16 protein-coding genes and 1 tRNA gene are annotated in these 25,352 nt (G+C 61.7%); 11 read left to right on the top strand and 6 right to left on the bottom strand.

All coding sequences use genetic code 11. The annotated features are described in order from the left end of the window. The first annotated feature begins 227 nt into the window (after window positions 1-227). Genes HMPREF2842_RS02845 through mutM form a run of 4 tightly spaced genes read left to right on the top strand, consistent with a single transcriptional unit; the run spans window position 228 to window position 2,834 of the window. Window positions 228-836 (top strand): YceD family protein, encoded by a 609-nt coding sequence (locus HMPREF2842_RS02845; RefSeq protein WP_012903341.1) that lies wholly within the window; start codon window positions 228-230, stop codon window positions 834-836. A gap of 30 nt (window positions 837-866) precedes the next feature. Then, window positions 867-1,070 (top strand): 50S ribosomal protein L32, encoded by a 204-nt coding sequence (gene rpmF / locus HMPREF2842_RS02840; RefSeq protein WP_005505656.1) that lies wholly within the window; start codon window positions 867-869, stop codon window positions 1,068-1,070. 16 nt (window positions 1,071-1,086) lie between these two features. After that, the gene (gene rnc, locus HMPREF2842_RS02835) at window positions 1,087-1,776 is read left to right on the top strand and encodes a ribonuclease III (RefSeq protein ID WP_049354558.1); all 690 of its coding nucleotides are present in this window, start codon (window positions 1,087-1,089) and stop codon (window positions 1,774-1,776) included. Between the two features lie 41 nt (window positions 1,777-1,817). Next, complete coding sequence (gene mutM, locus HMPREF2842_RS02830) at window positions 1,818-2,834, top strand: bifunctional DNA-formamidopyrimidine glycosylase/DNA-(apurinic or apyrimidinic site) lyase (protein ID WP_070642628.1); 1,017 nt, start codon at window positions 1,818-1,820, stop codon at window positions 2,832-2,834. 201 nt (window positions 2,835-3,035) lie between these two features. Here mutM and HMPREF2842_RS02825 read toward each other — a convergent pair whose 3' ends face one another. From HMPREF2842_RS02825 to HMPREF2842_RS02815, 3 genes are read right to left on the bottom strand one after another with little or no spacing between them, the layout of a single operon-like run. Next, on the bottom strand, window positions 3,036-4,292 hold the full coding sequence (locus HMPREF2842_RS02825) for an NAD-dependent epimerase/dehydratase family protein (RefSeq protein WP_070642626.1): 1,257 nt from the start codon (window positions 4,290-4,292) through the stop codon (window positions 3,036-3,038). Window positions 4,293-4,325: 33 nt separating this feature from the next. Then, window positions 4,326-7,340, bottom strand: a complete 3,015-nt coding sequence (locus tag HMPREF2842_RS02820; protein WP_070642623.1) for an alpha/beta fold hydrolase — start codon at window positions 7,338-7,340, stop codon at window positions 4,326-4,328. Between the two features lie 56 nt (window positions 7,341-7,396). Then, the gene (locus HMPREF2842_RS02815; RefSeq protein ID WP_005505662.1) at window positions 7,397-8,449 is read right to left on the bottom strand and encodes a 3-oxoacyl-ACP synthase III; all 1,053 of its coding nucleotides are present in this window, start codon (window positions 8,447-8,449) and stop codon (window positions 7,397-7,399) included. Between the two features lie 321 nt (window positions 8,450-8,770). Here HMPREF2842_RS02815 and HMPREF2842_RS02810 point away from each other — a divergent pair, with 321 nt between their 5' ends. The 6 genes from HMPREF2842_RS02810 (at window position 8,771) to adhP (ending at window position 18,668) form a co-directional block, all read left to right on the top strand. Next, complete coding sequence (locus HMPREF2842_RS02810) at window positions 8,771-12,055, top strand: chromosome segregation SMC family protein (RefSeq protein ID WP_083309208.1); 3,285 nt, start codon at window positions 8,771-8,773, stop codon at window positions 12,053-12,055. 269 nt (window positions 12,056-12,324) lie between these two features. Beyond that, a complete protein-coding gene (trpB, locus tag HMPREF2842_RS02805) occupies window positions 12,325-13,662 on the top strand; it encodes a tryptophan synthase subunit beta (RefSeq protein ID WP_049349065.1) in 1,338 nt (445 codons plus the stop codon). Then, window positions 13,662-14,516, top strand: coding sequence for a tryptophan synthase subunit alpha (trpA, locus tag HMPREF2842_RS02800; RefSeq protein ID WP_005505666.1), 855 nt, complete (start codon window positions 13,662-13,664; stop codon window positions 14,514-14,516). The genes trpB and trpA overlap by 1 nt, the downstream gene beginning before the upstream one ends. Then, window positions 14,516-15,532 (top strand): prolipoprotein diacylglyceryl transferase, encoded by a 1,017-nt coding sequence (gene lgt, locus HMPREF2842_RS02795; protein WP_049352449.1) that lies wholly within the window; start codon window positions 14,516-14,518, stop codon window positions 15,530-15,532. The genes trpA and lgt overlap by 1 nt, the downstream gene beginning before the upstream one ends. Before the next feature lie 290 nt (window positions 15,533-15,822). Beyond that, on the top strand, window positions 15,823-17,205 hold the full coding sequence (locus tag HMPREF2842_RS02790) for a phosphoenolpyruvate synthase (protein ID WP_070605398.1): 1,383 nt from the start codon (window positions 15,823-15,825) through the stop codon (window positions 17,203-17,205). A 422-nt stretch (window positions 17,206-17,627) separates the two neighbouring features. Next, window positions 17,628-18,668 (top strand): alcohol dehydrogenase AdhP, encoded by a 1,041-nt coding sequence (gene adhP / locus HMPREF2842_RS02785; protein WP_012903352.1) that lies wholly within the window; start codon window positions 17,628-17,630, stop codon window positions 18,666-18,668. A gap of 935 nt (window positions 18,669-19,603) precedes the next feature. Here adhP and HMPREF2842_RS02780 read toward each other — a convergent pair. Both HMPREF2842_RS02780 and HMPREF2842_RS02775 read right to left on the bottom strand, forming a co-directional pair. After that, a complete protein-coding gene (locus tag HMPREF2842_RS02780) occupies window positions 19,604-21,526 on the bottom strand; it encodes a GH25 family lysozyme (protein ID WP_070642614.1) in 1,923 nt (640 codons plus the stop codon). A gap of 722 nt (window positions 21,527-22,248) precedes the next feature. Further along, window positions 22,249-22,821, bottom strand: a complete 573-nt coding sequence (locus HMPREF2842_RS02775; RefSeq protein WP_049354549.1) for a flavodoxin domain-containing protein — start codon at window positions 22,819-22,821, stop codon at window positions 22,249-22,251. A 522-nt stretch (window positions 22,822-23,343) separates the two neighbouring features. Between HMPREF2842_RS02775 and pyk the strand changes: the two genes are divergently transcribed. Continuing rightward, window positions 23,344-24,807: a pyruvate kinase gene (gene pyk, locus HMPREF2842_RS02770; protein WP_070634728.1), complete on the top strand. Its 1,464-nt coding sequence runs from the start codon at window positions 23,344-23,346 to the stop codon at window positions 24,805-24,807. Between the two features lie 202 nt (window positions 24,808-25,009). On the opposite strand, the gene HMPREF2842_RS02765 is transcribed toward pyk, so the two are convergent. Then, window positions 25,010-25,092: transfer RNA gene (locus tag HMPREF2842_RS02765), tRNA-Leu, on the bottom strand. Between the last annotated feature and the right edge of the window lie 260 nt (window positions 25,093-25,352).

Here is a 25,352-nt window from a genome sequence, read left to right as displayed (position 1 = left end):
CCTCATCAACCCGGGCGCACGCCACCGGGCGCGCACCCATCCGACACGCCCGACATGACCACCGGCAGGGCTCCGGCAGAATAACTCGCACCGCCGACCGGGCATTTAAGTCCCCCAGCAGTAGCCCCGACCGACCAATTAAATGCCGCGCGGCGCCTCCTTAAGGGGATATTTAAGAGGTGAGCGCCACTTAAAGAGATTTAAAAGGCGCTTAATCTTGATTAACGGTGCGAATGACCCCTAAAATGGGACTTTGGTTTATACATTTCGTAAGGAGAAACGCCATTTCACGTGCAGACGCATCGCCGCTGGTGGTATCGGTTACTAACCTGATTCACCGCCCCGGCACCATGGAAACTCTCACTGAGGTTCTGCCCGCACCGGCAGACCTGGGTAACACGCTCATCGGCGTGGAAGAGGGTTCGGATATTGACCTCGATATTCGTATGGAGTCTGTTGTTGATGGTATCCTAGTTACCGGCTCCGTCGTTGTGGATGTACACGGCGAGTGTAGCCTCTGCTTGGATCCGATTGATTACGAGATGTCGGCCAATATTCAAGAGCTTTTCGTCTTTGAGAAGGCCCCGGCTGGCGGCCCCGAAGATGAAGTAGATGAGCAGTACGCCGTTGAGGATGATTCCATCGACCTTGAACCGGCTCTGCGGGACGCAGTAATCCTTCAACTGCCGTTCCAGCCTGTTTGTAGGGACACCTGCCAGGGTCTGTGCGCCGATTGCGGTGCGCGCCTGGAGGATGACCCCGGGCATCATCACGAGGTGTTGGATCCGCGCTGGTCGGCCCTACAGGGCCTGCTCGGTGCAGATACCGAAAACTAAATTGTTGTTACTAGAGATTGTGAGATAGCTGTGGCTGTTCCCAAGCGCAAGATGTCCCGCGCTAACACCCGCGCACGCCGTTCCCAGTGGAAGGCATCCGTGCCCCAGCTGGTTAAGACCGTTGAAAACGGTCGCGTGACCTACAGCCTGCCCCACCAGGCAAAGGTTGTAACCGATGCTGCAGGCAACGCCCTGTTCCTGGAGTACAAGGGCCGTAAGGTTGCAGACGCCTAAGAAGCGGTGAATCCTTATGACTGAATTTCCTAGTGTTGATACTAGGGAGTTGCGTAAACGTCTCGGAGTCGATATCGACGCCGAGACGTTTTTGCTATCCCTAACCCACCGCTCCTACGCCTTCGAGAACCCCGGAGTGGAGCATAACGAGCGCCTGGAGTTCCTGGGCGATTCGGTGCTTTCCCTGGCGATCGCTGAAGAAGTGTACCGACGCTACCCCGAGCTGCCCGAGGGTGAGCTCGTGAAGCTGCACCACGTGGTGGTGTCTACGGTGGCGTTGGCGAAGGTGGCACGCGACCTGGATCTGGGCAGGTACATCCTGCTCGGTAAGGGCGAGATTCACACCGGCGGCGCCGATAAGGACTCAATCCTTGCTGACACCATGGAAGCGATTTTTGGCCTGACCTACTTGGAGTGCGGTCGCGAGGCGGCTCGTGACCTGGTGCTGCGCCTGATTGCCCCGCTGCTTGACGATGAGAAGGTCCTGAACTCTGGACGCGATTGGAAGACCGAGCTGCTGAACCTCGCCACCGCCCGCGGCTGGGGAGATGTGCGCTACGAGGTCACCGGCGAGGGCCCCGATCACGCGCGCGTGTACACTGCGGTCGCTATTGTGGCAAACCAGCAGGCAGGTACCGGTGTGGGTCCGAGCAAGAAGGAGGCGGAGCGCCTTGCCGCTGAGCAGGCGTACCGCGTTCTGGTTTAGGCCCGCCGCATTACCCGCGGGCCGTTGAAGGGAGAGAACCCATGCCCGAACTGCCCGAAGTAGAAACCGTCCGTGCGGGTATTGCCGACCATTCGCTGAGCCGCCCCGTGCGGTCGGTGCGCGTGGTCGATGCCCGTTCGCTACGCAGGCACCTGCCCGGTCCCGCCCACTTCGAGGCGGCACTCACCGGCAGGGTGCTGCGCGGTGCCTACCGTCGCGGCAAGTATCTGTGGCTGACCCTAAGCGAGCCGGACGGCACGCTTGCCGATGAGGCACTCGTGGTGCATCTGGGCATGAGCGGTCAGCTGCTCGTGCGCGATGAGCCGGGTGAAGCTTCGGAGAGCGATTCGGCCAGCGAGGCGGAGGCTCGCGCGGCGTTTGATGCGGAGCCACGGCACCTACGCGTGGCGCTGGAACTGGGACCATCAGGAGCTACCAGCGGCGCGGTGGGTGCAGGTCAGCGGTTGCTCTTCGTGGATCAGCGCATTTTCGGCGGCATGTTCCTCAGCCCGCTTGTACCGGACGTACCCGCGGCGGCGGGTGAAGCATCGCTGGGCGAAGTACCCGAGCGCTTTCTGGTACCCGAGGCGGTCAAGCACATTGCCCGCGACCCGCTGGACGAATTCTTCGACCCCGCGGCGGTGCGCCGCAAGTTCCTGCGCACCTCCAGCGGCATTAAGAAGGTGCTACTGGACCAGTCGGTGATCTCCGGCGTGGGCAATATCTACGCCGACGAGGCGCTGTGGCGTGCGCGGCTGCACTACGCGAAGCCCGCACGCACCCTCAGCGCCGCCCAAACCCGTGAACTGCTGGAGGCGGTCACGCAGGTGCTGCGCGAGTCCCTGGCGGCTGGCGGCACGAGCTTCGATGCCCTGTACGTGAACGTGCTGGGCGAGTCTGGCTACTTTGAGCGCTCGCTGAACGCCTACGGTCGTGCCGGGGAGCCCTGCCACCGTTGTGCGGAGGCGGGCCGCACCTCCCTGATGGTGCGCGAGCCGTTTCAGAACCGCTCATCCTACCGTTGCCCGCACTGCCAGCGGGCGCCGCGCTCCCGCTAGGTAAAAGCGCGGGCTAGGTAAAAGCTCCATAAAGCATCACGCTAGATAGACGCTCCGGCGCAAAAATGACGGCGTAGCTACGTTCCTCCCGTACGGGGGATGTAGCTACGCCGTCATTCGTTTAAACCTCAGTTGTATAAACCGGGGGTGGGGGGAGTCAACCCGAAAGCCACCCCGATAAGAAGCAACTGGCGGCTGTACCTATCGCTTGTACCTGTCCCCGTAGAACAAGCCCAGACGCTCGTAGCCTTCCTCAATCGATACGGCGGGCTCCCACTGCAGAAGCTCACGGGTGCGGCGCTGATCAAACCAGTGCGCGGTCGACAGCTGCTCGGCGAGGAACTCCGTCATCGGCGGCTCATCGCCGGCGGTCACGTTCTTCGGCAGATGCTCCCACACGCGCTCAATGACCTTACCAGCCAGAGCCGCAACCTTCGCCGGAACCGAGAAGCGCGGGGCGGGAACGCCCACCGCTTCACAGAAACCACCGAGCAGCTCGGCGATAGTGCGCGGCTGACCGTTCGTGACCACCAGCGCCTTGCCCGCAAAAGCGTCGAGGCGCTGATAGCCGCGCACCACGGCGTCCGCGGCGTTATCAATGTAGAGCGTGTCAATCAGGCCCGTACCGCCGGAGAGCAGCGGCAGGCGGCCCGCGGCGGAACGCTCCAGAATGCGCTCGACCAGCTGGGTATCGCCCGGGCCCCACATCAGGTGAGGACGCAACGCACCCACACACAAAACCCCGCCACCGGGCAGGCGAGTGCCGTTCGCCTCCAGCGCCAGCAGCTCAGCGGCAGCCTTCGAACGCGCATAGTTACCGCGCGCATGCTCCGGGGACGCCACGCCGGCACCATCACCCACAATCGCCGCACCGGCATGAGCCACCGACGGCGAGGAAATGTACAGGAAAGAACCCACCGAATGGTTCAGCGCCGCCTGCAACAGGGTGCGGGTGCCCTTAATATTGATGCGCTCATAATCAGCCCACTCGCCGCTAACCGAAACCTTCGCCGCGGCATGCACCACGCCGTTCACGCCGGTCATCGCCAGATCCACAGCCTGCGCGTTCGTAATATCGCCGCGCACCTGCTCAAAACGGGGGCGAATCGAATCGGGCAGAAGCGCCGCAATACCCGAATCACCACGCTGAAAAACGCGCACATCATAGCCGGCACGCAACAACGCCAGAACGCTCTCACGACCCAGCAGACCGCTCGCACCGGTAAAGAGGATGCGCTCGCCAATACGCGGCGCGAAGTCGGGCTCCTCAACCGGGCGCAACGAACGAGGGGCGGGGTCGGTGTAGCGTGCCGCCAGCGGCTGCGCCGGCTTGCGGAACCGCGCCGTCGGGGAGGTCACCGCATTCGCAGTCGACAGGCGGTGTCCAGATAGGCGGGGCGCAGACAAGCGGGGTGCGGACTCGTGGGAAGAGGACTCACGCGAAGAATGAGGGGACATCATACTCCTTAGACATAGGGACCCGGCAGGCGCTTACGCCCCCGCAAGGACCTTTGACGCCCACTCACCCAGGGCGGGGCGGTCAATCTTCGAATTATGGCGAATATCGGTCGGATGCTCGTGCACCACCAGCACTGCGGCAAGCTCCACGCCGGTATCCTCGGCAACCTTCTGACGCACCAGCTGCGACAGCTCGAAGGGTGCCACACCCTCCGCAATGGGGAAGCGGCGAGCGCCGGGCACGCGATCGAGCAGGGCACGCTTGAACGAGGATGCCGACTGGCGCGCCTCCAAAGCGGCAGTATTTGCGGACGCCTCAATGACCAGCACCGGGGCGGCAGTACCGGCAGGGCCCACTGCCACCAGGGCGGCGCGGCGCACCTCGGGCAGGGACTCGGCGGACTGCTCAGCCGCAACCGGGGTCAGCACACCCTGCGAAGTCAGCAGCACGTGCGCGAGGCGCCCCTCAACCCACAGGCGACCCGAAGCGTCCAAGTGGCCGACGTCACCGGTGTGATGCCAACCCGGAGTGCTAATGGACTGCTCCTCAGTCACCCACAGGGTGTCGTAGCGGTCCTTCACATGCGGTGCCGAGACCAGAATCTCACCGGTCACACCCGGCTCATGGGTCAGCTCATCCGCCACCGAACCGTCCTGCAGCAGAGGCGCAATAGCCACCGCCGCACCGTACACCGCGAAACCAACGCACACGCCGTCACGGGCGAACGGGTCAAGCACCTCACCGGCAGCATTCGGGGTGCCCTCAGCAATCGCCTGGCGAATCATCTCGAAAGACACATCGGTCACCGGCAGACCCTCGGTCATGCCGTACGGGGTGTGCAGGGAGGCGTTCGGCACCAGGGCGGAGAGCGCCTCCAGCAGCGGCACGGGAATCGGCGCGCCAGCACTCAGAACCGTCTGAACCTTAGCCAACGCCGCACGCTGCTCAGCGTTCAGCTCGTCGGCGGTCGCCACCACATTCACCAGGGCGGCGGGGGAAGCAAACACGACCGACGCATCAATAGCCGCCGCAGCCGACGCCAATGCCGAAGCCGTCAGGGTCTTCGGACGGGTCACATCCATCGTCGGGGTCACGCTGGTAGCACCCAGTGCCGGGCCCAACAGTGCAAACGGCGCGAAGCCAGCCACCAGACCGCTACCGGGCGCAAAACCGTACGTATTCGCAATGGCATCGCGCATACCCGCCAGCTGACGCTGCGTGTACACCACACCCTTAGCCGGGCCGGTCGAACCGGAGGTGTACAGCACCGCCGCATCAGCATCCGGCACGGGGGAGGGGAACTCCACCACGGTCGGGGTGGGCACCGGCGCACCCGGAGTACTGTCAGCGGCGGGCGCGGTAAACACCGAACCGGCAACGCCCAACAGCTTCTCCTGCACCGAACCCAGCGGCTCCACAGAAATACGCACACCCGGCCACAGCAGGGTACGGGCGGCACTGAGCGCGGCGGGAATACCCACCAGGAAGCTCGGGTTAGCGCCCTTCAACGCGCGAGTCAGACCCGGAATACCCAGACCGGTATCAGCCACCACAATAACAGCGCCCAGCTTCATGCAGGCGTAAATCAGGGTGGTCAGGCGGGCACCCGGAGGCACCATCAGGTTCACGCGGTCGCCCGGACGCACACCCAGAGCATGCAGGCGGGTCGCGGCGGCGTTGACCTGCTGGTTCAGCTCAGCCCAGGTCAGGGTCACAGAAACGGAGGTGCCGTCGCCCTTGGGGTCCATATCCACCACGGCGGTGGAGGCGTCGTTGGCGCGTTCAGTCAGGGCAGCGAGCATGGGGCGGAACGCCGCGGGAACAGCGCCCTCAGCGCCTTCAGCACCCTCAGTGGTAGCGCCCTCGCCGGCAGCAAGACCGTGGCGGCGCGCGCGGGCGGCACGATGCTCCGCCTCAACGTTGTGCGGGGGCACCAGAGCGCCATCCTCCCTTGTGCCGAAAGTCTGCGCAAGCCACGAAATCATGGGGGAGGCAATATCGTAATCCTCAATGACCAGGTGCGAGGCCTTCTCGTAGCGGTGCACCTTCGCCTGCGGCATGCGCTCCATCAGGTCGAACAGGTATCGGCGCTGGAACACCGGGTCCTTCGTGCCCCACTGGAAGAACGCGGGCACGTCCAGGTCACGGATCTGCTCGGCAATACGCTGCATCGGCGTATAGGAAGGAATGTCGGTGCCGGTCGGAATATCGCCCACAAAATTACGCACACCCTCACGCCACGCCGAATGAGCGTACGGCGCGCGGTAGGTGCGGTAAATCGCCTCGTTCAGAGGGCTCGGGTACAGGCGCTTGGGCTGCTGACCTACCGGCTGCGGCAGGGCACCATCAAGCGCCCCGGCACCGGCAGAACCCGGCGCGGGCAGGCGGCCCTCATTCTGAGCCAAACCCAAGGTCACATCAATAAATGCGGTCGAATCGTGAGTACCCCACTCGTGCACTCCCAACGCCAGGCGCAGGGCGGCAGGGATATTCTCAATGCCGTCATGGTAGACCGCGGTGTTCGTCAGCATCACGCCCGAAAGAATCTCGCGATGCTCCAGCGCCCAACCAAAGGACACCAAGCCACCCCAGTCATGGGCGAGGGTCACGACCGGCTTATCGGTCTCATCCAGGCCGAGCGCCTTCGTGAAATCACCCAGGTCAGCGATACGGTCGGTCAGGGAGCGGCGCTCACCCTCCAAATCCAGGTGGGTGCGCTCCGAATAACCCATATCAATCTGATCAACCGCAACCACACGCCACGGGGCGCGCTCATTCACGCCCGCATCCAGCACGGTACGCCACAGGTACGACCAGGTCGGGTTACCGTGCACGCACAGGATCGTGCCAATCGGCTCCAAACCCTGCTCGACCAGCACCGGAAGGTTATCCAGGTAGTGCCAGCGGCGCGCGCCAGCCTGCTGCGCCCGCTGCTCAATGGGGGCGGAGGTGGGCACCTCCAGAAGGTGGGAGTAGCGCGGGTTCACGCCCGCCCATTCCTCCGGGTTATACGGGGGCTGAGCCTTAGGGAAGTTCAAATGGCGCATGCTGGGGGAATCCTTCCGGATCGAATCGGTGAATGTCTACCGCAAAAGCTAACGGGTTACCACTGAATTTCAAGCAGGGCAGTGTTCAGGCCGGAACCCACACCCATGCACAGAATACGGTCGCCCTCCGTGTAGGTCGGCGCGCACTCGGCGAGAGTCATCGGCAGAGCCGCCGCAGCCACATTGCCCCACTTCGGGAAGGTCAAGGGGATGCGCTCACGCTCAATACCGACCGCCTCAATAATGGCGTTCGTGTGGGCGTTAGAAATCTGATGGGTCACGTAGGAGGTCATATCGTTCCACTCCCAGCCGTCCTGATGCGCCTGCTCCCACGCCTGCGCCACCAGCTCCAGGCCGTGCTTGAGCAGGCCCTCGGCGTCAGTGTTCATGCCCTGATCCGCCTCGCCACCAATGCACAGGTTACGGTGCTCAGTGCCCGCGCGGGACACCGAACCGACGATGCGGTGACCCTCCGGGTGGCGGTCAGCACGGCCAATCACAGCCGCCGCCGCGCCCGAACCGAGGGTCAGGGTCGCAAACTGAGCCAGCACATCCTCGCGGGTCGAATCGGGGTTGTTCAGGATGCGCACCGCGGTACGGTGCCACGGGGAGGGGTCCTCGCCAGCGACAATCAGAGCGTAGTCGATAGCGCCCGCATCAATCATGGTGGAGGCGACAGTCATCGCGTTCACAAAGCCCAGGCAGGCGTTCGTAATATCGAAGTTCAGGGCGTGACGCGGCAGCTCCAGACGGTCGTGCACACCCACCGAAACGGCGGGCTCAAAGTTATCGCGAGTCACCGAAGCGTTAATCAGCAGGCCAATCTGGGAGCGGTCAATACCCGCCTGCTCGATAGCCTTCTCGGCTGCGGCAACAACGCCGTCCTCGAAGGTCTGGCCCTCAGCCCAACCGCGGCGAGTGCTAATACCGGCAAGACGCTCCAGCAGGCCCTTCGGCATGCGCAGACGCTTGTAGGTTTGGGCCAGCTGCTCATCGAAGTAGTCGCTCGTGACGACCTCCGGAGGCAGCTCATGGGTAATAGACAGCAGAGCTGCGTTAGCGTGGCGAATGTCAGAGTTTGTGCCGACCTTATCGGCGGATGCATTCATCAATGGTGTGGCCCTTGTAAATAGAAGTCAGTGGGATACAAAGACGGCGGGGATGCGCACAGCGGCCCCGCAGAATTCGTGATGCTCATTCCAATCTACCGCACCGACCGGGCGAACCCGTATCCGTAGACCCAATATGAACGCGCCCGTTCACCCCGCGCGTAAGATGATGCACAATGAGGAACTTTGAACCCCCTTCACCCCGTGCACGTTCATGCCGCCCGCCCGCCGCACCGCGTACACTAGAGGGATGCCGCCACGCACCACAGAACGTGCCCGGCACACACCAGTTCTTCTGCAGAAAGGCCCCTTGTGCACCTGATGTCGCTGACCCTGCGCGGGTTCAAGTCTTTCGCCTCTGCCACCACTTTTGAGTTCACCCCCGGCATTAACGCGGTGGTTGGACCCAACGGCTCCGGCAAGTCCAATGTGCTGGATGCGCTCGCCTGGGTCATGGGTGAGCAGGGCGCTAAGAGCCTGCGCGGCGGCAGCATGAAGGACGTTATCTTCGCGGGCTCCGGCGAGGCTGGTTCGGGCGACGGCGCCCAGCGTGCACCCCTGGGTCGCGCCAAAGTCACCCTGACTTTCGATAATTCTGACGGCACCCTCAGCATTCCCGCTGATCGGGTGCAGATTTCGCGCACCATGTTCCGCTCCGGCGGTAGCGAGTACGAGATTAACGGCTCCCCGGCGCGCCTTGCCGACATTCAGGACCTGCTCTCGGAGGCGGGTCTGGGTCAGCAGATGCACGTGCTTGTCGGCCAGGGGCAGCTGGATGCGGTCCTGCACGCCACCGCGCAGCAGCGCCGCGACATGATTGAGCAGGCGGCGGGCGTGGTCAAGTACCGCCGCCGCCAGGAGAAGACCAGCCGCAAGCTGGAGTCTGTGGCATCGAACGTTACCCGCCTGAGCGACCTGGTTGCCGAGCTGGATTCGCAGCTGCAGCCGCTGAGCGAGCAGGCAGAATCCGCCGCGACTGCACGCCAGCTGCAGGCGCGCATCCGCCAGCTGGAGGCGGTACTTTTGGCTCGTCAGCTGGGTGTTCTGCAGGCTGAGCAGGCGCAGGCGCTCGCCTCCGAGGCGGAAGGTACCCGCCGCGCCGACACCCTGAAAGAACAGCTGGAGGCGGCGCGTGCAGCGTCAGCGAAGCATCAGCAGGAGCAGAACCGCCTGAACGCCGAGGTCACCGCCTGCCAGAAGGCCGTATCGACCCTGCGCGAGTCCGCCGCGCGCGTGCGCACCGTGCAGTCCATCGCCGCCGAGCGCGTGCGCACCTACCGCGTGGAGCTGACCGAGGCGACCGCCGCCGCCCGCGCCGGTTATGAACGCGCCCTGGAACTGCTGGAGGAGCGCCGCGAAGAGGCAGAACGCGCGGTGGAAAGCTACGCCAGCTTTGAGGAACGCTACGATGCGGCGCTAAAGAACGTTGAGAAGGCGGCGTCCGAGGTTGCGCAGACTGAGCGCGCCTCGGGTGAAGCGGCGCAGTCTCGTGCCCGCGCGCAGGCCCAGCTGGATGCCGCCCGCGCCGCTGCGGTGGAGGCGACCCGCGCCTACGCGGCGGCGGCCGAGCGTGCCGCAACTCTGCGTGAGGCGCTGGGCCAGAGCCTGGGCGAAGCACCCGCCGAGCCCGGCACTGAATCTGCGGAGGCGGTGTTCGACCCTGAGACCGGCGAGCTCATGGATCCTTCGAGCGAGGGCGCGAGCCTGCTGCGCGTGCTGGATGCCGTGCAGATTGACCCCGAGTATGCGCGTGCGGCTTCTGCGGCGCTGACCTCGCTGGCGACCGCGGCGTTGAGCGTGCCGGTTGAGGGCGCCGAGGTGTCGCAGCTGCGCGGTGATAAGGGGGACGAAAGCAGCGAATCTGCCGCGAAGGAACTTTCAACAGAACTGACCGAAACCACCCTGCCCGAATCCTGCGCCACCGAGCTGCGCGAGCTGGGTATCCGCCCCGCAACCGAGATGATTGAACCGCTCAACGAGGACGCCGCCGCGCTCGCCGGCATCGACGAGCACGCCCTGGCACGCGTCACCGCGGCGCTGGGTGAGCGCCTGGCGGGTGTGCTGTTCGCGCCGGATGCCGCCTCCGCAGAGCAAGCTCTGCACCTGCTCGCAGAGAATACCCTCGCAGGTCAGCGCACTATGTGGCGTATTTTTGACCCCGCAGGCACCGAGCACACCCGCTACAGCCTGCTCTACCCGGCTGAGGGTGCCAGCCCCCTGGAACTTGCCGCCGCATACCGCGCCGCCTCCCAGGTCGTGACCCGCACCCGCGCCGAACTGGACGAAGCCGAACAGGCCGTTCAGCAGGCTCAGACCGCGGCAGAATCGGCGGTCGAAGCAGAACGCGAGGCAGCGAAGGCGGCGGGCGTGGCGAGCGCCGAGCACGCCCGCGCCCGCGCCCAGGCGGAGTCCCTGGAAGCATCCGCGCAGAATATTCAGAATGAGCGCGCCCGCCTGAATGAGCGCCTCACCGCCGCGGAGGAATCCGTGGCACAGGCGCGTACCGCCTACGAGTTGGCGCGCACCCGCGAGGATTCCTACCTGGCGGGCACGGGGGAGCAGGCTCCCGCGGCGACAATTGAGCGCCGCGCCCAGCGTCTGGGTGAGGTACTTGCCGAGCAGGTGAGCGAGCGTGAGCAGCAGCTGCACGAGCTGAGCGGCGCCCTGAAGAACGCCCAGGAGGGTCTGACCGGCACGAACGAGGAGGCGCAGGATTTGCAGGCAGCGCACGCGGCGGCGCTGACCCTGCTGGCGCGCACCCAGACGGAGGCGGCACGTGTGCAGGAGCGCGTGCAGGCGCTGGCTGAGCGTGCCCGCCTGATGACCGGTTTGACCCTGGAGCAGCTGGAGGAGGAGTACTCCGAGCAGCTGCCGGTTGATGTGCCCGCTGAGGAGGCTTCCGAAAACGACGCTACCGAAACGGCATCAGAGACTACCGAAGCTTCCACCGAGAGCGTGCGCGCTCGCCTCAAGGCAACCCGCGCCGAACTGGAAGCACTGGGCGCCATTAACCCCCTGGCGCTGGAGGAGTACGAGGCGCTGTCCGAACGCCACGCCTACCTGAACCAGCAGATTGAGGATTTGAAGGCGACCCGCCGCGACCTGAACACGGTCATGGACGAGGTCAGCAGCCACATTGCGGAGGTGTTCACCGCCGCGATGGAGGACATTAACACCCACTACCGCCGCATCTTTGAGACCCTGTTCCCGGGAGGCGAGGGCCACCTGGAGCTGGACGACCCCTCCGATCCACTGAATTCGGGTGTGGAGATTCACGCACGCCCGGCGGGTAAGAAGGTTAAGCGCCTGTCGCTGCTGTCTGGCGGTGAGCGTTCGCTTGCTTCGCTGGCGCTGTTGATTGCGATTTATATGTCTCGCCCGTCGCCGTTCTACGCCCTCGATGAGGTTGAGGCGGCGCTGGATGACCGCAACCTCTCGCGCCTGCTGCAGGTGATTGGTGAGCTGGGGGAGCGTTCGCAGCTGATTGTGGTGACGCATCAGAAGCGCACGATGCAGATTGCGGAGACCCTGTACGGGGTGTCGATGCGCGGTGGCGTGTCGACGGTGCTTTCTCAGCAGATGGAGGAGCTGCGCGAGCTGCTGTAGCCCGCCGCGCCTTCCCAGCGTTTAAACCTTCCCATGCGAGCCGTCCATACCCGCGGGCGCACCCACCCCGGCGAACGTCACATGTCCTAGGAATGGTCATGTGCACTCCGGGGTACAGGTCACCGCCTGCGCCCGGGTACTATAGGGGGATATGTGCGAACACCGCCCACCTATTCGCGGTTGGCGTGGTGTTTCGCTGTGATCAGGCCTGATGCCCCGCCCTACCCACGGCGTGCATCCGGCGGCAACCATCCAGGGAAGGAATAGTGATGAGCGAGAACCTGGCAGATGCTTTCCTCAACGGCGAGTCGTTGAAGAATGCCCCCGGCCCCTATTTTGGTGAGTACGGCGGGCGGTGGATGCCCGAGTCGCTGATTGCCGCCATGGATGAGCTGGAGGCAACCTTTAACGAGGCGAAGAACGACCCCGAGTTCATTGCTGAGTTCCAGCGTCTTTCTGCTGAGTATTCGAACCGTCCGTCGCTACTGACTGAGGTTCCGAAGTTCTCTGAGCATGCTGGTGCGCGTGTGTTCCTCAAGCGTGAGGACCTGAACCACACGGGTAGCCACAAGATTAATAACGTGATTGGTCAGGCTCTGCTGGCTAAGCGTATGGGTAAGACCCGTCTGATTGCTGAGACCGGTGCGGGTCAGCACGGTGTTGCGACTGCTACCGCGGCTGCGCTCTTCGGTATGGAGTGCGTGGTCTACATGGGCGAGGAAGACACTGAGCGTCAGTCGCTGAACGTGGCTCGTATGCAGCTGCTGGGTGCGAAGGTGATTGCGGTTCAGAACGGTTCCCGCACCCTCAAGGACGCCATTAATGAGGCGCTGCGCGACTGGGTTTCGAACGTTGAGAACACCCACTACCTGCTGGGTACCGCTGCGGGTGCGCACCCGTTCCCGGCGATGGTGCGTTTCTTCCACGATGCTATCGGTGAGGAGGCGCGCGAGCAGATTCTTGCTGAGACCGGCCGCCTGCCCGATGGTATTGCTGCCTGCGTGGGTGGCGGTTCGAACGCGATTGGTCTGTTCCATGCGTTCTTGGACGATTCGTCGGTTGAGATTTACGGTTTTGAGGCTGGCGGCGACGGCGTGGAGACCGGCCGTCACGCGGCGACCATTACTCTGGGCCGCCCGGGCATGCTGCACGGCGCGATGACCTACCTGATGCAGGATGAGGACGGCCAGACCATTGAGTCCCACTCGATTTCTGCTGGTCTGGATTACCCGGGTGTGGGTCCGGAGCATTCCTACCTGTCAGATATTGGTCGCGTGACCTACGAGCCGGTGACTGACACCGAGGCGATGGACGCTCTGCGTCTGCTCTGCCGCACCGAGGGTATTATTCCGGCGATTGAGTCCTCGCACGCTCTGGCGGGTGCGTTGCGTGTGTGCCAGCGTTGGGCTGCTGAGGATCCGGAGGCGGCACGCGAGAAGACGATGATTGTCTGCCTGTCCGGCCGTGGCGATAAGGACATGGAGACCGCTCTGAAGTGGTTCGGTCTGGGTAAGGCGATTCCGTCCTCGACCCTGATGACCGGTAATAAGGAAGCTGCCGCATCCGCTGCTGCAGAAAACGCACAGGCTGAAAGTGAGGCTAAGTAATGAGCTACCAGGACGCTATTTCTCAGTCGGCACCTTTTACGGTGCTGGATGGTTCTTTCCCCGCTCCGAACGCGCAGTCGCCTCTGGCGGCTCGTCTGGCTGAGTGCGAGAAGCAGGGCCGCGCGGCGCTGATCGGCTACCTGCCGGTGGGCTTCCCGACCCTGGACGAGTCGATTGACGCGGCGATTGCTCTGGGCAATAACGGCGCGGACATTATTGAGCTGGGCGTGCCTTATTCTGATCCGGTCATGGATGGTCCGGTGATTCAGAAGGCTACCGGCGTGGCTCTGGAGAACGGTTTCAAGCTTCCTCAGCTGTTTGAAGCGGTCCGCCGCATTACCGAGGCGACCGACGCGGTGGTTGTTGTGATGACGTACTGGAACCCGGTTCTGGCGTACGGTGTGAAGAATTTTGCGCGTGATTTGGCGGCTGCCGGTGGCGCGGGCATGATTACCCCGGACCTGGTGCCTGATGAGGCGTCGGCGTGGTTTGAGGCTTCTGACGAGTACGGTCTGGATCGTATTTTCTTGGCTGCTCTGTCTTCTTCGCCGGAGCGTTTGGCGACTATTGCGAAGGCGTCGAGCGGCTTCGTGTACGCCGTGTCGGTGATGGGCGTGACCGGTGCCCGCACCTCCGTGTCGGAGGCGGCGCGCACCCTGGTTGCGGACATTAAGGCTGCCGGTGCGCCTCGTGCGTGCGTGGGTCTGGGCGTTTCGACTCGTGCCCACGTTGAGGAGATTGGCGAGTATGCGGACGGCGTGATTGTCGGTACTGCGCTAGTGAAGGCTTTGGCTTCTGGCGGTGTTGAGGCGGTGGCTAAGCTGACCCGTGAGCTGGCGGGGCGTGAAGGCTAATGTCTGATGTGCTGTCGCTGGCGAGCGTGCCGGTAGCTAACGTGCTGGCTTCGATTCCCTCTCCGAGCGTTTCGTACCTGCAGTTGGGCCCGTTCCGTGTGCATTTCTATGCCCTGTGTATTCTTGCGGGTATGGCGGTGTGCTTGTGGCTGGGTTCTCGCCGTTGGAAGGCGGCGGGTGGTACCCCTGAGCGCGTTTTTGACGTGGCGATGTGGGCTATTCCGGCGGGTATTATTGGTGCCCGCGCCTACCATGTGCTGATTACTGACCCGGGTAGCTATTTCGGTCCGAATGTTGCTGATCCGTGGGCTTTCCTGAAGATTTGGGAGGGCGGCATCGGCATTATGGGTGCCGTGTCGGTCGGTGCGTTGGGCGCCTGGTATGGTTGCCGCCGCTATGGCATGAATTTCCCTGCTTTTGCGGATGCGGTAGCGCCGGGTATTCTGCTGGCTCAGGCGTTTGGCCGCTGGGGTAACTGGTTCAACCAGGAGCTGTTCGGCAAGCCGACGACTCTGCCGTGGGGCTTGGAGATTAGCGCGTCGAGCGGTAATTTCCCGACCCAGTATCCGGCGGGTACGCTGTTCCATCCGACGTTCCTGTACGAGTCGCTGTGGAACCTGCTGGGTGTGGCGTTGCTGCTGTGGCTGGGCCGTAAGGGCGTGCTGAAGCTGGGTCAGACCCTGTGGCTGTACGTGTTCTACTACGGTGTGGGTCGCCTCTTCATTGAGATGTTCTTGCGCATTGATACCTCGGAGATGCTCTGGGGCGTTCGTATTCACGTGTGGACTGCTCTGCTGCTGGTTCTGCTGGGTGCTGCTGGTTTTGTGGTGGCTGGTCGTCGTGCTGCGGCGAAGGCTGCTGCGGGTATTGAGCCTGCACCTGCCGAGTTCGCTCCGAAGCCTGCCGCAGATGAGTCTGCAGAGGGCGCTGAGGAGAAAGCAACTGAGAAGGCATCCAAGAAGGCAGAGCCCGCGGAAGGATCTGACTCTTCTGAGTCTTCAACTAAGAGTTCCTAACTCAATCTAAATTTCATAGAAAACCGCCGGATGGGGGAGTGCCCCCGTCCGGCGGTTTTTTATGCCCGCTATTTGTGCTTGCTGTCTGCTTCTTGCTGGTGGATGTTCTCATGGTGGCATGCGCCGGGACCCTGTACGGATTTGGGCTGTTGAGAAGGCATAATAGAGGTATTGCGTGTGGCGGGCACCCGCGTAAGGGGCATGAGGCTCCGTGTAAGGAGTATGAGGCTCTTTGAGTGCCCGTCGCGTCTGCGTTTAGAAACACCCACTCAACGTACAGGATTTTTATCGTGAGCTCTTCTGCCGGCGATTCTTCGCGCCCCGTTTCTCCTTCTTCTCGTCCGGGTCTGACCCGTCGTCGTCTTGTGGCTGGTGCGGCGTGGGCTGCCCCGGTTGTTGTGGCGTCGTCGGTGATTCCGGCGTATGCGGCTTCTGATGAGGAAGGCGAGTGCACCGGACCTTACGAGGATTCGACGATGATCACTGCCGGTGACGGCGTAAAGAAGGTTGCCGTGCTGACGGTTCCTGCGGGCGCTAAGCGTATGCGTTTTACCGCTGTGGGCGGTGCCGGTGGCACGAACTACACTGTGGCTGATGCCGGTTCCGGTGCCATGGTGGAGGGTTCTATGGCTGTGCGCGGCGGCCAGACTATTACTCTGACTGCCGGTTCGGGTGGTATCGGTAATGGTGAGCTGAAGCCCGCTGAGGGCGGCGACGGCTACGGTGTGGGCGGCTCCTCGAAGGCTTCTTCGCCGGTTCCCGCGAATGTTGTTTCTGCGATTAATGCTTTGACCCGCATTTCTGGCGGTGTGACCGGTCGCGGCGGCATGAGCGCTGTGCTGTATTCGGCGTCCGGCGGTGGTTCGTCCGCTATTGAGGTGGATGGCGTGCCGATGATTGTTGCCGGCGGCGGCGGCGGTGCCGGTGTGCTGGCGTCGTATGCGACGGTTCTGCCGAACCCCGCGAATGCGGGTGCTGTGCGCCCAACTGCGCACTATTCGCTTGATAGCTCCGGTGGCGAGCACCAGTTCAGCACCGGTGGTGGCGCTGGTTCGGGTGACGGCGACGGTTCGCCCGGTTTTGTTGGTTTCACCTCGTATGAGGCGCAGTCTGAGCCGATTCTGACGGTGAACCCGGGTTCGGGTGCCGCCGGTGGTGTGGGCGGTGCTGGCGGTGAGAAGCTGAACCCGCCGACTGTTGATGGTTCGGTGATTGGTTTTTCGAGCACCTCCACCCAGAAGCTGGTGAGCACTGCGACTGCCGGTGCGGCGGGTGCGAGCGGTTTCCGCGCGAAGGGCGCCGATGGTGTGGCGAGCTATTCGTACCAGTGGGATCAGACTCCGGAGGGTACCGATAACCGCCCGTCGAACGCTGGCGAGCTGTTTAACGGCTACCAGTCTGTGGTTTCTGGAGGCGGTGGCGCCGGTTATGGCGGCGGCGGCTCCGGTGCTGCGTTGAGCGTTTCGGCTCGTGTGGTGTCGCAGAAGTGGAATAACGATTCGGCTCGTGCCCGCTATGCGGTGGGTTCGGTGCAGCTGGCTGGCGGTGGCGCTGGCGGCGGTACGTTCATGGATTCTACGGTGCGCATCATGGATCTGGGGTGGGCGTTGAACGCTCCGAATGGTCCGGGTGAGCGCGGCGCTGGCTATATTGAGGTTGCTTTCTGCTTCTAGGCAGCTAAGTCTCATCGGTTAAGAGTTCCTATAAGCCTGTAGGAATCGTATAGGTGTAGATTGAACCCTTTCTTTAGGGTGGTATGCGCCTCAAACTTAATATTTAAATTTTTTCTGAGTGCCTCCCAAACCGCTTATTTGGGAGGCATTCTCATCTTCTGTGTTGTTTCGTCATAGCGTCATATCAACCTTTGGCGGTTTAGCGCATTGGTCGGAATAGACCTTATCGAAAGATCATCCTTGCTCGTGAGAATGCCTCTATCTAACCCCTCTGTCATATTCGGGGAAGGTCCTTTAGATTGGGGGCTCCTCATTTTACGGTGGAAATGTAAAGAATACGCGCGCTCACCCCGCTAGGTTGCACAGCGCAGATTACAGATTGCGGTTTGAGCGCGACCACCGATGACTAAGGAGTTTAGATCATGTGCAAGGAAACCATGAAGGCTGTTGTTGTCCCTGAGAAGGTTGACGGTTCGGTTGTTGTCCGTGAGGTTCCCGTTCCGGCTGTCGGTCACGGCCAGGCGCTCGTGAAGATTGAGTACTCGGGCGTGTGCCACACTGACCTGCACGTGGCTTCCGGTGACTTCGGTGAGGTTCCGGGTCGTATTCTGGGCCACGAAGGCATTGGTCGTGTCGTCAAGGTCGGTGAGGGTGTTGAGTCCCTGAAGGAAGGCGATCGCGTGTCGGTGGCTTGGTTCTTCGAGGGCTGCGGCCACTGTGAGTACTGCACCTCGGGCCGTGAGACCCTGTGCCGTTCGGTGAAGAATGCAGGCTACTCGGTCGATGGCGGCATGAGTGAGTACACCCTGGTGACCGCTGATTACGCTGTGAAGGTTCCCGAGGGCCTTGACCCGGCGCAGGCTAGCTCCATTACCTGCGCTGGTGTGACCACCTACAAGGCAATCAAGGAGTCGCTGGTTCGCCCGGGTCAGTGGCTGGTTGCTTACGGCGCTGGCGGTTTGGGCAACCTGGCTGTTCAGTACGCTAAGAAGGTTTTCGGTGCCAAGGTTATCGCTGTTGACATTAACGACGACAAGCTGGCTCTGGCTCGTGAGACCGGTGCTGATCACGTCATCAACGGACGCGAGGTTGAGGACGTTCCGGCTCGTATTCGCGAGCTGACCGGCGGCGGTGCTCACGCTGCTGTGGTGACCGCGGTATCGAAGGTTGCGTTCAACCAGGCTGTCGAGTCGGTTCGTGCGGGCGGTTCCGTGGTGGCTGTTGGTCTGCCTTCGGAGATGATGGAGCTGTCCATTGTGAAGATTATTCTGGACGGCATCCGCGTGGTGGGCTCCCTGGTGGGTACCCGTCAGGATTTGGCGGAGGCGTTCCAGTTCGGTGCTGACGGCATCGTGGTTCCGGTGGTTCAGTTGCGTGAGGTTGACGAGGCACCGGCTGTCTTCGAGGAAATGGCGGCGGGTAAGATTACCGGCCGTATGGTTCTGGACTTCGCTAGCCTCTAAGCTAGCGGATGGTTCGAGGCGCCCGGTAGGGCTTCAAGGTCTCACTCGGCTGGGGTCTTGCCGGTAGTTTCGATGGTTATAGCGCCTAGGGCGCATCCCGTGTGGCGGGGGAGTAGGGGTACTCTTTCTGCTGTGCATACGACGCGGGGTGCGCCTTAGTGTTTTTAATGCGGCGTTTTAGGGCTCCGGGTTGTTGAGAGTCGTTATCGTGAGGAGCTGAAAACCTCTGTGAGTACTAGGCACCTAAACGTAATATATGTGGGAATTTATTTTTGAAATATCCGGTGGATTATCTCAAAATTCTCACTAAATTAGTTCAATATAGCATTTTGTTTGACATCTATAGGCCTCAAAATGCATACTTGTATTGTAAACATTCAACCACTGGTTGAGGCGTAATATTTGCCGAAGAGATAGGTTTCGAACGCCCCTGCACATACCCTTGAAGTAACGGGATATGACGTCTGAAGGTTTCGGCCCTCCTAGATACCGATTCCTTCTCCCGGAACGCCATACCCGGGTGAATTTCAGCATCTTCGTACCGTGCCGTTATTCACCGTTGAGTCCTTACTTCCGGTCAGGCGCCCCTCTAGACACCTTCGGGGTGAGGTCTCACAAGATTAGTGTGGGCCCCACGGACATAGTCAATGGGGACTATGTCCGCCACACTAATCCGGGGCTTTTAGGACATTGCATGACTTCGAGGCGGCACACCCGCCACGCTATAAATTTACCTGCCGGCACGGGTAACATAGCCGGGTTCTCTACTCACTCGGTAACCCACCCGCTGCAGAACGCATCTTGATTTTTGTGTTGTTCAGAAGATGCTTCCTGTAGCAAAAGAACGAGGGGCACCTCTGCCAGGTGCCCCTCGTTTTTATATGCACGTTGTAGTGTTTATTAGCTGCCGTGCTGTTGAGTAGATTCCACGCTGTTTAGTAGATTCCACGCTGCGCGGTCCAGCGGATCGTGCCGCGCTCAAAGTCCATGTAGTACACGCCGTTCACGTAGGATTCGTCACCGCGTGCCGCACCGTAACGGGCGGTATTCTTCTCCCAGTGCTTGAAGATTGCGCCGTTACCGTTGGTCTCGTACGCACCGTACGCATCCGACCAGAGCAGCACCTTGCCGGAGGCGAATCGCACCTGAGCACCCGTGGAGGTGGCGGTTTCGTCGGTCACCGGGGCACCCCAGGTGCCGCGGTGCTGCAGGAAGCGGTGGTAGAACGCGCCGCCAGTGTGCATGCGGTGGGTGCCGGTCCGTGCGGACCACACGTAGGTGGTGCTGCCTGTGAACTCCTGCTTGATGAGGCCGTTGCCCAGGTTCTGCTCATCGGTGGTGGGCACGCCCTTCATGCCAGCTGCACGCCAGGTCGCGTAGATGGAGCCACGCTCATTGATGATGTGGGTGCCGGTAGCGGCAGACCAGTAGGCGCCCTCACCGTTGGCGAAGGAGACTGCGATGGTGTCGGAGCGGGTTTCCTCGTCGGTGGTCAAGCCGCGGAATCGTGCCACGTCCGAGCGGAACTTATGATCCAGGCCGCCGTTGGTGACCAGCCAGTGCGAGCCGTGGGAGTTCGTCCAGTAGATGGTCTTGCCGTTGGTGAACTTCTGCGCATACACGCCGTTGGTCAGGGTGTACTCGGTACCGATCGGGTCGCCGTAGAAGGATCGGTTCTTATTCCAGAAGTTACCGATACCGGTACGAATATCAATCGAACCGGTCGCGGTGGTCACCACGTTCGAATCCTGAGCGGCGCGGTCTTCTGCCGCACGGTCCTCAACCGCGCGATCCTGGCCGTTCGACCAGTTGCGGTGCACAGCCTTCGGGTTCTTCGCCAGAACCTTCAGATCGTTCACGGTGCCGGGGAAGAAGTTCGAATCACCCACGAACGGGCCCGAATCGGTGAACTGCCAAATGTCGTAGCCGCTCCAACCCGCCGGAATTGCACCGACCACGGTTGAGTAGCTCGCCAGGTGCAGTGGCAGAGCGCCGAACTGCTGCGAACCCACGCACTGCGACCACCAGGAGGTTGCGGTGTACACCATCGGGGCGCGACCGGTCAGCGAACGGTAAGTGTCCACGAAGTCGCGGGTCCAGGCGGTCAGCTGCGCCGGGGTCATGTTGAAGCAGGTGTTGCCGTAGGCGGGGTAGGGGTTGAACTCGATGTCCAGCAGGCCGGGCAGGGTCTGGCCGTCGGCAGTCCACGCGCCACCATTCTGCACGAAGTAGCGTGCCTGATCGGCACCCGAGGAGGTGCGGGGGTTTGCGAAGTGGTAGGCGCCGCGCACCATGCCGACCTGCGCCGAGCCGTTGTACTGCTGACCGAAGTAGGGGTTGGTGTAGTAGGTTCCCTCGGTTGCCTTCACGTAGGCGAAGCGGGAACCTGCGGCGTAGGCGCTCGCCCAGTCCACGTTCTGCTGGTGCGAGGAGACGTCCATGCCGAGGGTGCCGCCGGTGGGGGTCCACGCGGAGCGGCCCTGCGCCAGCGCTTGACCGGCTGCCGGAGCTCGACCAGCTCCCAGACCCTGCGCGGAGCTCTGGGTCGCGGAAATACCGCTCAGGGTCGCGGTAGAAGCGGGGGAGGTGGCGCCGGTTCGCGCGTTGGCGGTGCCCAGGCGTTCGCGCTCGCCCGCACCCATGGCGGGGTTGGAGCGTTCGACCAGGGATGCATCCGGGGCGGGAGCGTAGGTGAGCTCCTCGTAGGATGCGCCGAGGTTGACCTCTGCGGTTGCGCTCGCACTGGGGGCGGCGAAGGCTGCGGGAACGGAGGTGAGGGATGCGGCGACCAGGGTGACTGCGGACGCCATGATGGAGCGGGCTGCCGCGGAGCGTGCGGCAGTCTGGAGTTTCTTCATAGATTTTGCCTGTGTTTGAGAGGTGGATGTGTCGATGTGGCCCTGTGTGGGGGCTTCTGACACGAGTGAATATGTGGGGTAGTTGAAGTGATGTGTGTGTCGGTTGCCGGGTATGTCATGCGGCTGACACAGCTAACAGCGTACGGTACCTGCACCGATGTGCGCAATGATTTGGGGTGTCATTCTGGCGGCATATCTTTCGCAGAGTGCACAGTAACCTGGAATCTTTGGGGTGTCTGTTTTACTTTGTGGCTTGTCGGTGCATTTATTGGCTCAAGTTTTTGGGACAAAATTTTAGGCACGCGACACGCCGAGGCGTTGCGAATTTCACTCTGTGGACCGCTGTATTGGGGTGTTGCTGCGTCGGTTCGTTGTCCAGGGTAGGCTGCAGCATCTAGAGCTACGTTGCCGGGATGCAGTCGGGTGCTGATGCGCCGGGCGGTGCCTCTTGCGACTTTTGAGTCGGCTTTTGGGCATAAGGAAAGGGGTGGGCCGCACACACAAAGACCCACCCCTCATGTTCCGGGTACTGTATTTGGCGCGGCCTCGCACCGGCACCCGGAGTTTCATGGTCGATGCAGGAGAGATGAAGAGTCATCGACCACGTATATGGTGCCTGTTGGCACGTTTTTCTCGGCTCTTCCCGCCCGCTCTTTCAGGTTCTGGTGTCCGGCTGAAAGAGACGGGTGGGAAGAGGCGAAAGCTTGTGTTTCCCGAAAGGCTTAGAGGAACTTTGCGATGTCCTCAATCAGCGGCTTGAGGGTCTCGCGATCGATGTACTCAGCCTTGCCAGTCTTGTAGCATTCGAGCATCTGCTGAATGCCCTCGTTCGGGTGCGGGTTCGCCATGAGCCATGCGCGCACCGGGCCCTTCAGGGCGGTCTTGTGAGCCAGCGAAATCTTGTCGAAGTCGATGCCGCCACGCAGGTGGTAGACGGGGCGACCTTCGGTCAGTTCGGGGGTGTAGCTCTTGGCGACGGCCTTGTCCAGCAGCTTCTTGGAGTATTCACCGGTGAAGGAGACGGTGAAGAATGCGGTGCGGTTCTTCTTGGGTGCAATAATCGGCAGAATCTTCTTGCGAAGTGCCGGTGCGCCGTTGAGGAATCCACCGTAGTCGCTGCCGGCAATGACGAAAGCGTCGAATGCCTCTGCCTGCTCGGGGGTGACCTTGGAGGCGGGGACAGTCTCAACTTCGGGAGCCTGCGGGAGTGCACGCAAATCTTCTGCCAGCCAGGTGGCGTACTGTTCGGTGTAGCCGTAGGTGGAGCCGAAGATAATCAGCACGCGAGTAGTCATCTGTGAACCTTCCAGATATATTTCGCATTTCAAATACTAATTATGGGTTCCAATATAGGCTAGGCGCGCGAAAATGTGAAATCGCCTAGCTCTTGGATGCCCTATCTATCTTCTCATAGCCCACTCTGAGTGTCTCTATGTTTTTGAAATATGCTCGAACGTTCTCGAGTGCGACTAAATATTGTGCAGTGCTGGCTATCTATGGGTAAAAAGTACCCTAATTTACTTTCCGGGCGAGGCGGGGGTGGTGGGGGTGAAAACCGGCTTTCTGTGGTGTACTCGATGGGGAAGGGGCGATATTTAAAATGCGACGTGAAACACAATTTCTTCGGTGGAAAGAGTTGGGAGAAGCATACCCAAGAGGGCGCAAAACCCCTATAATTGAGAAAGAGTCCCACGCATCCGGCATGTGGTTACCTGTTAGAACACGTGGGAATAATTGGGAATTTGACATTAGTCTTCCCCGGAAAATCAGTGTGAGCCCTCAGGGGCCACATGAAACAACACACAAAGGTTAGGTACATGAGGCGCGCAAAAATCGTTGCAACCATCGGTCCGGCAATCGAGTCCCCCGAGAAGATCTCCGAGGCAATCAAGGCTGGCCTGAACGTCGCCCGTCTGAACATGAGCCACGGTGACCACGCCGAGCACCAGGCACGCTACGACACCATCCGTGACCAGTCTGCAAAGCTCGGTAAGGACGTTGCTATCCTCGCCGACCTGCAGGGCCCCAAGATTCGCCTCGAGCGTTTCGCAAACGGCAAGGAATACCTTGAGCCCGGCGCAGACTTCACCATCACCTCCGAAGACGTTGAAGGTACCGCAGAAATCTGTGGCACCACCTACAAGGGTCTGCCCGGCGACGTAAAGCTCGGCGACAAGCTCCTGCTCGACGACGGCAAGATTCGCCTCGAAGCTATTGAGGTAACTCCCACCCGCGTTCGCACCCGCGTGGTCGTCGGTGGCCCGATCTCCAACAACAAGGGCATCAACCTGCCCGGCGCAGCAGTCTCCCTGCCCGCGCTGACCGAGAAGGACGCAAACGATCTGCGCTTCGCACTGAAGATGGGTGCAGACATCATTGCACTCTCCTTCGTCCGTACCGGCGCAGACGTTGACCCCGTCCACAAGATCATGGACGAAGAGGGTATCCGCGTACCCGTCATCGCCAAGATCGAGAAGCCCCAGGCAGTTGAGAACCTGCAGGACATCATCGACAAGTTCGACGGCATCATGGTCGCTCGTGGTGACCTCGGTGTTGAGCTGCCCTTCTCCGAGGTTCCCCTCGTCCAGAAGAAGGCAATCGACATGGCACGCCGCTGGGCAAAGCCTGTCATCGTGGCAACCCAGGTGCTCGAGTCCATGACCGACAACCCCGTCCCCACCCGTGCAGAGGTTTCTGACTGCGCTAACGCAATCCTCGACGGCGCAGACGCTGTGATGCTCTCCGGTGAGACCTCGGTCGGTAAGTACCCGATCCTGACCCTGCAGGCTATGGCTGCAATCGTTCAGGATACCGAAAAGGGCGGCCTGTACCGCGTGCCCGAGCTGGACCGCAAGCCCCGCACCCGCGGTGGCGCAATCACCCGCGCAGCTGTGAACATCGCTGACCAGCTGGATGCAAAGCTCATCGTTACTTTCACCCAGTCCGGTGACTCCGCACGTCGTCTGGCACGTCTGCGTCCCGAGACCCCGATTGTCGCGTTCACCACCAGCTCGAAGGTTCGTTCCTTCCTGTCCATGCTGTGGGGCGTTGAGGCTGAGCAGGTTGAGATGATCACCGATCAGGAAGGTCTGTTCCATTTCGTGGACGAGTACCTGCTGAAGAATAATCTGGCAGAAGCTGGCGACCTGGTCGTCGTTGCTGCCGGTGCTCCCGCAGGTCGCGCAGGTACCACCAACATGGTTCAGGTACACCGCGTCTACGGTGCTGAGGGCGAGCGCGAGGCTCTGCGTCCTTACGAGGAGAACGAGGTCAAGCGCTAAGCCGTTTACCAATCTTTCCGATGCGTAGCTGAGGGTAATCCTTCGCTTGTACGCTCGGTATGTAGAACCGCCGCCCGGTCGTGAATTCACGGCCGGGCGGCGGTTTTGTGTCTGTGTAGGGCCTCATCCGGTCAGCGGGCGGCGTATAAGCGGATACAGAAAAGCGGCGGGAAAGCTTGAGGCTTTCCCGCCGCTTTTGCGTTGGTGCCCGAGGTGGGACTCGAACCCACACTCCGAAGAACCTGATTTTGAGTCAGGCGCGTCTGCCAATTCCGCCACTCGGGCGTATCACGCATTTGTGCGTAACACCTTTAGAATTCTAACCCAGGCTGTCTAGAAAATCTAATCTATCGGACGTGTTGAGCAGGCTGAGGCGGGGCGCGGAACATCTACTGAGGGTTTCTGTCGCGCCTCTATGAGGGGGTAAGTCTGGTACCTGCCACACATTTGCTGAGGGGTGCGGGAGGGGACGTTGAGTGTAAATCCTGAGCTCAGGGTGAACCGGTGCCACTTATCCACAGGTGGAGGCGGGGGAGAAAGCGCGC

It is taken from the genome of Rothia sp. HMSC069C10, from assembly GCF_001812205.1.
GTDB lineage: Bacteria > Actinomycetota > Actinomycetes > Actinomycetales > Micrococcaceae > Rothia > Rothia mucilaginosa.
This window is presented reverse-complemented; position numbering and strand designations above follow the sequence as displayed.

Coding starts and splice junctions, on each gene's coding strand:
- HMPREF2842_RS02815 (WP_005505662.1), bottom strand. CDS start 8,449: ATGAATGCATCCGCCGATAAGGTCGGCACAAACTCTGACATTCGCCAC.
- HMPREF2842_RS02775 (WP_049354549.1), bottom strand. CDS start 22,821: ATGACTACTCGCGTGCTGATTATCTTCGGCTCCACCTACGGCTACACC.
- adhP (WP_012903352.1), top strand. CDS start 17,628: ATGTGCAAGGAAACCATGAAGGCTGTTGTTGTCCCTGAGAAGGTTGAC.
- HMPREF2842_RS02780 (WP_070642614.1), bottom strand. CDS start 21,526: ATGAAGAAACTCCAGACTGCCGCACGCTCCGCGGCAGCCCGCTCCATC.
- trpA (WP_005505666.1), top strand. CDS start 13,662: ATGAGCTACCAGGACGCTATTTCTCAGTCGGCACCTTTTACGGTGCTG.
- HMPREF2842_RS02820 (WP_070642623.1), bottom strand. CDS start 7,340: ATGCGCCATTTGAACTTCCCTAAGGCTCAGCCCCCGTATAACCCGGAG.
- HMPREF2842_RS02810 (WP_083309208.1), top strand. CDS start 8,771: ATGTCGCTGACCCTGCGCGGGTTCAAGTCTTTCGCCTCTGCCACCACT.
- lgt (WP_049352449.1), top strand. CDS start 14,516: ATGTCTGATGTGCTGTCGCTGGCGAGCGTGCCGGTAGCTAACGTGCTG.
- trpB (WP_049349065.1), top strand. CDS start 12,325: ATGAGCGAGAACCTGGCAGATGCTTTCCTCAACGGCGAGTCGTTGAAG.
- rnc (WP_049354558.1), top strand. CDS start 1,087: ATGACTGAATTTCCTAGTGTTGATACTAGGGAGTTGCGTAAACGTCTC.
- pyk (WP_070634728.1), top strand. CDS start 23,344: ATGAGGCGCGCAAAAATCGTTGCAACCATCGGTCCGGCAATCGAGTCC.
- HMPREF2842_RS02825 (WP_070642626.1), bottom strand. CDS start 4,292: ATGTCCCCTCATTCTTCGCGTGAGTCCTCTTCCCACGAGTCCGCACCC.
- mutM (WP_070642628.1), top strand. CDS start 1,818: ATGCCCGAACTGCCCGAAGTAGAAACCGTCCGTGCGGGTATTGCCGAC.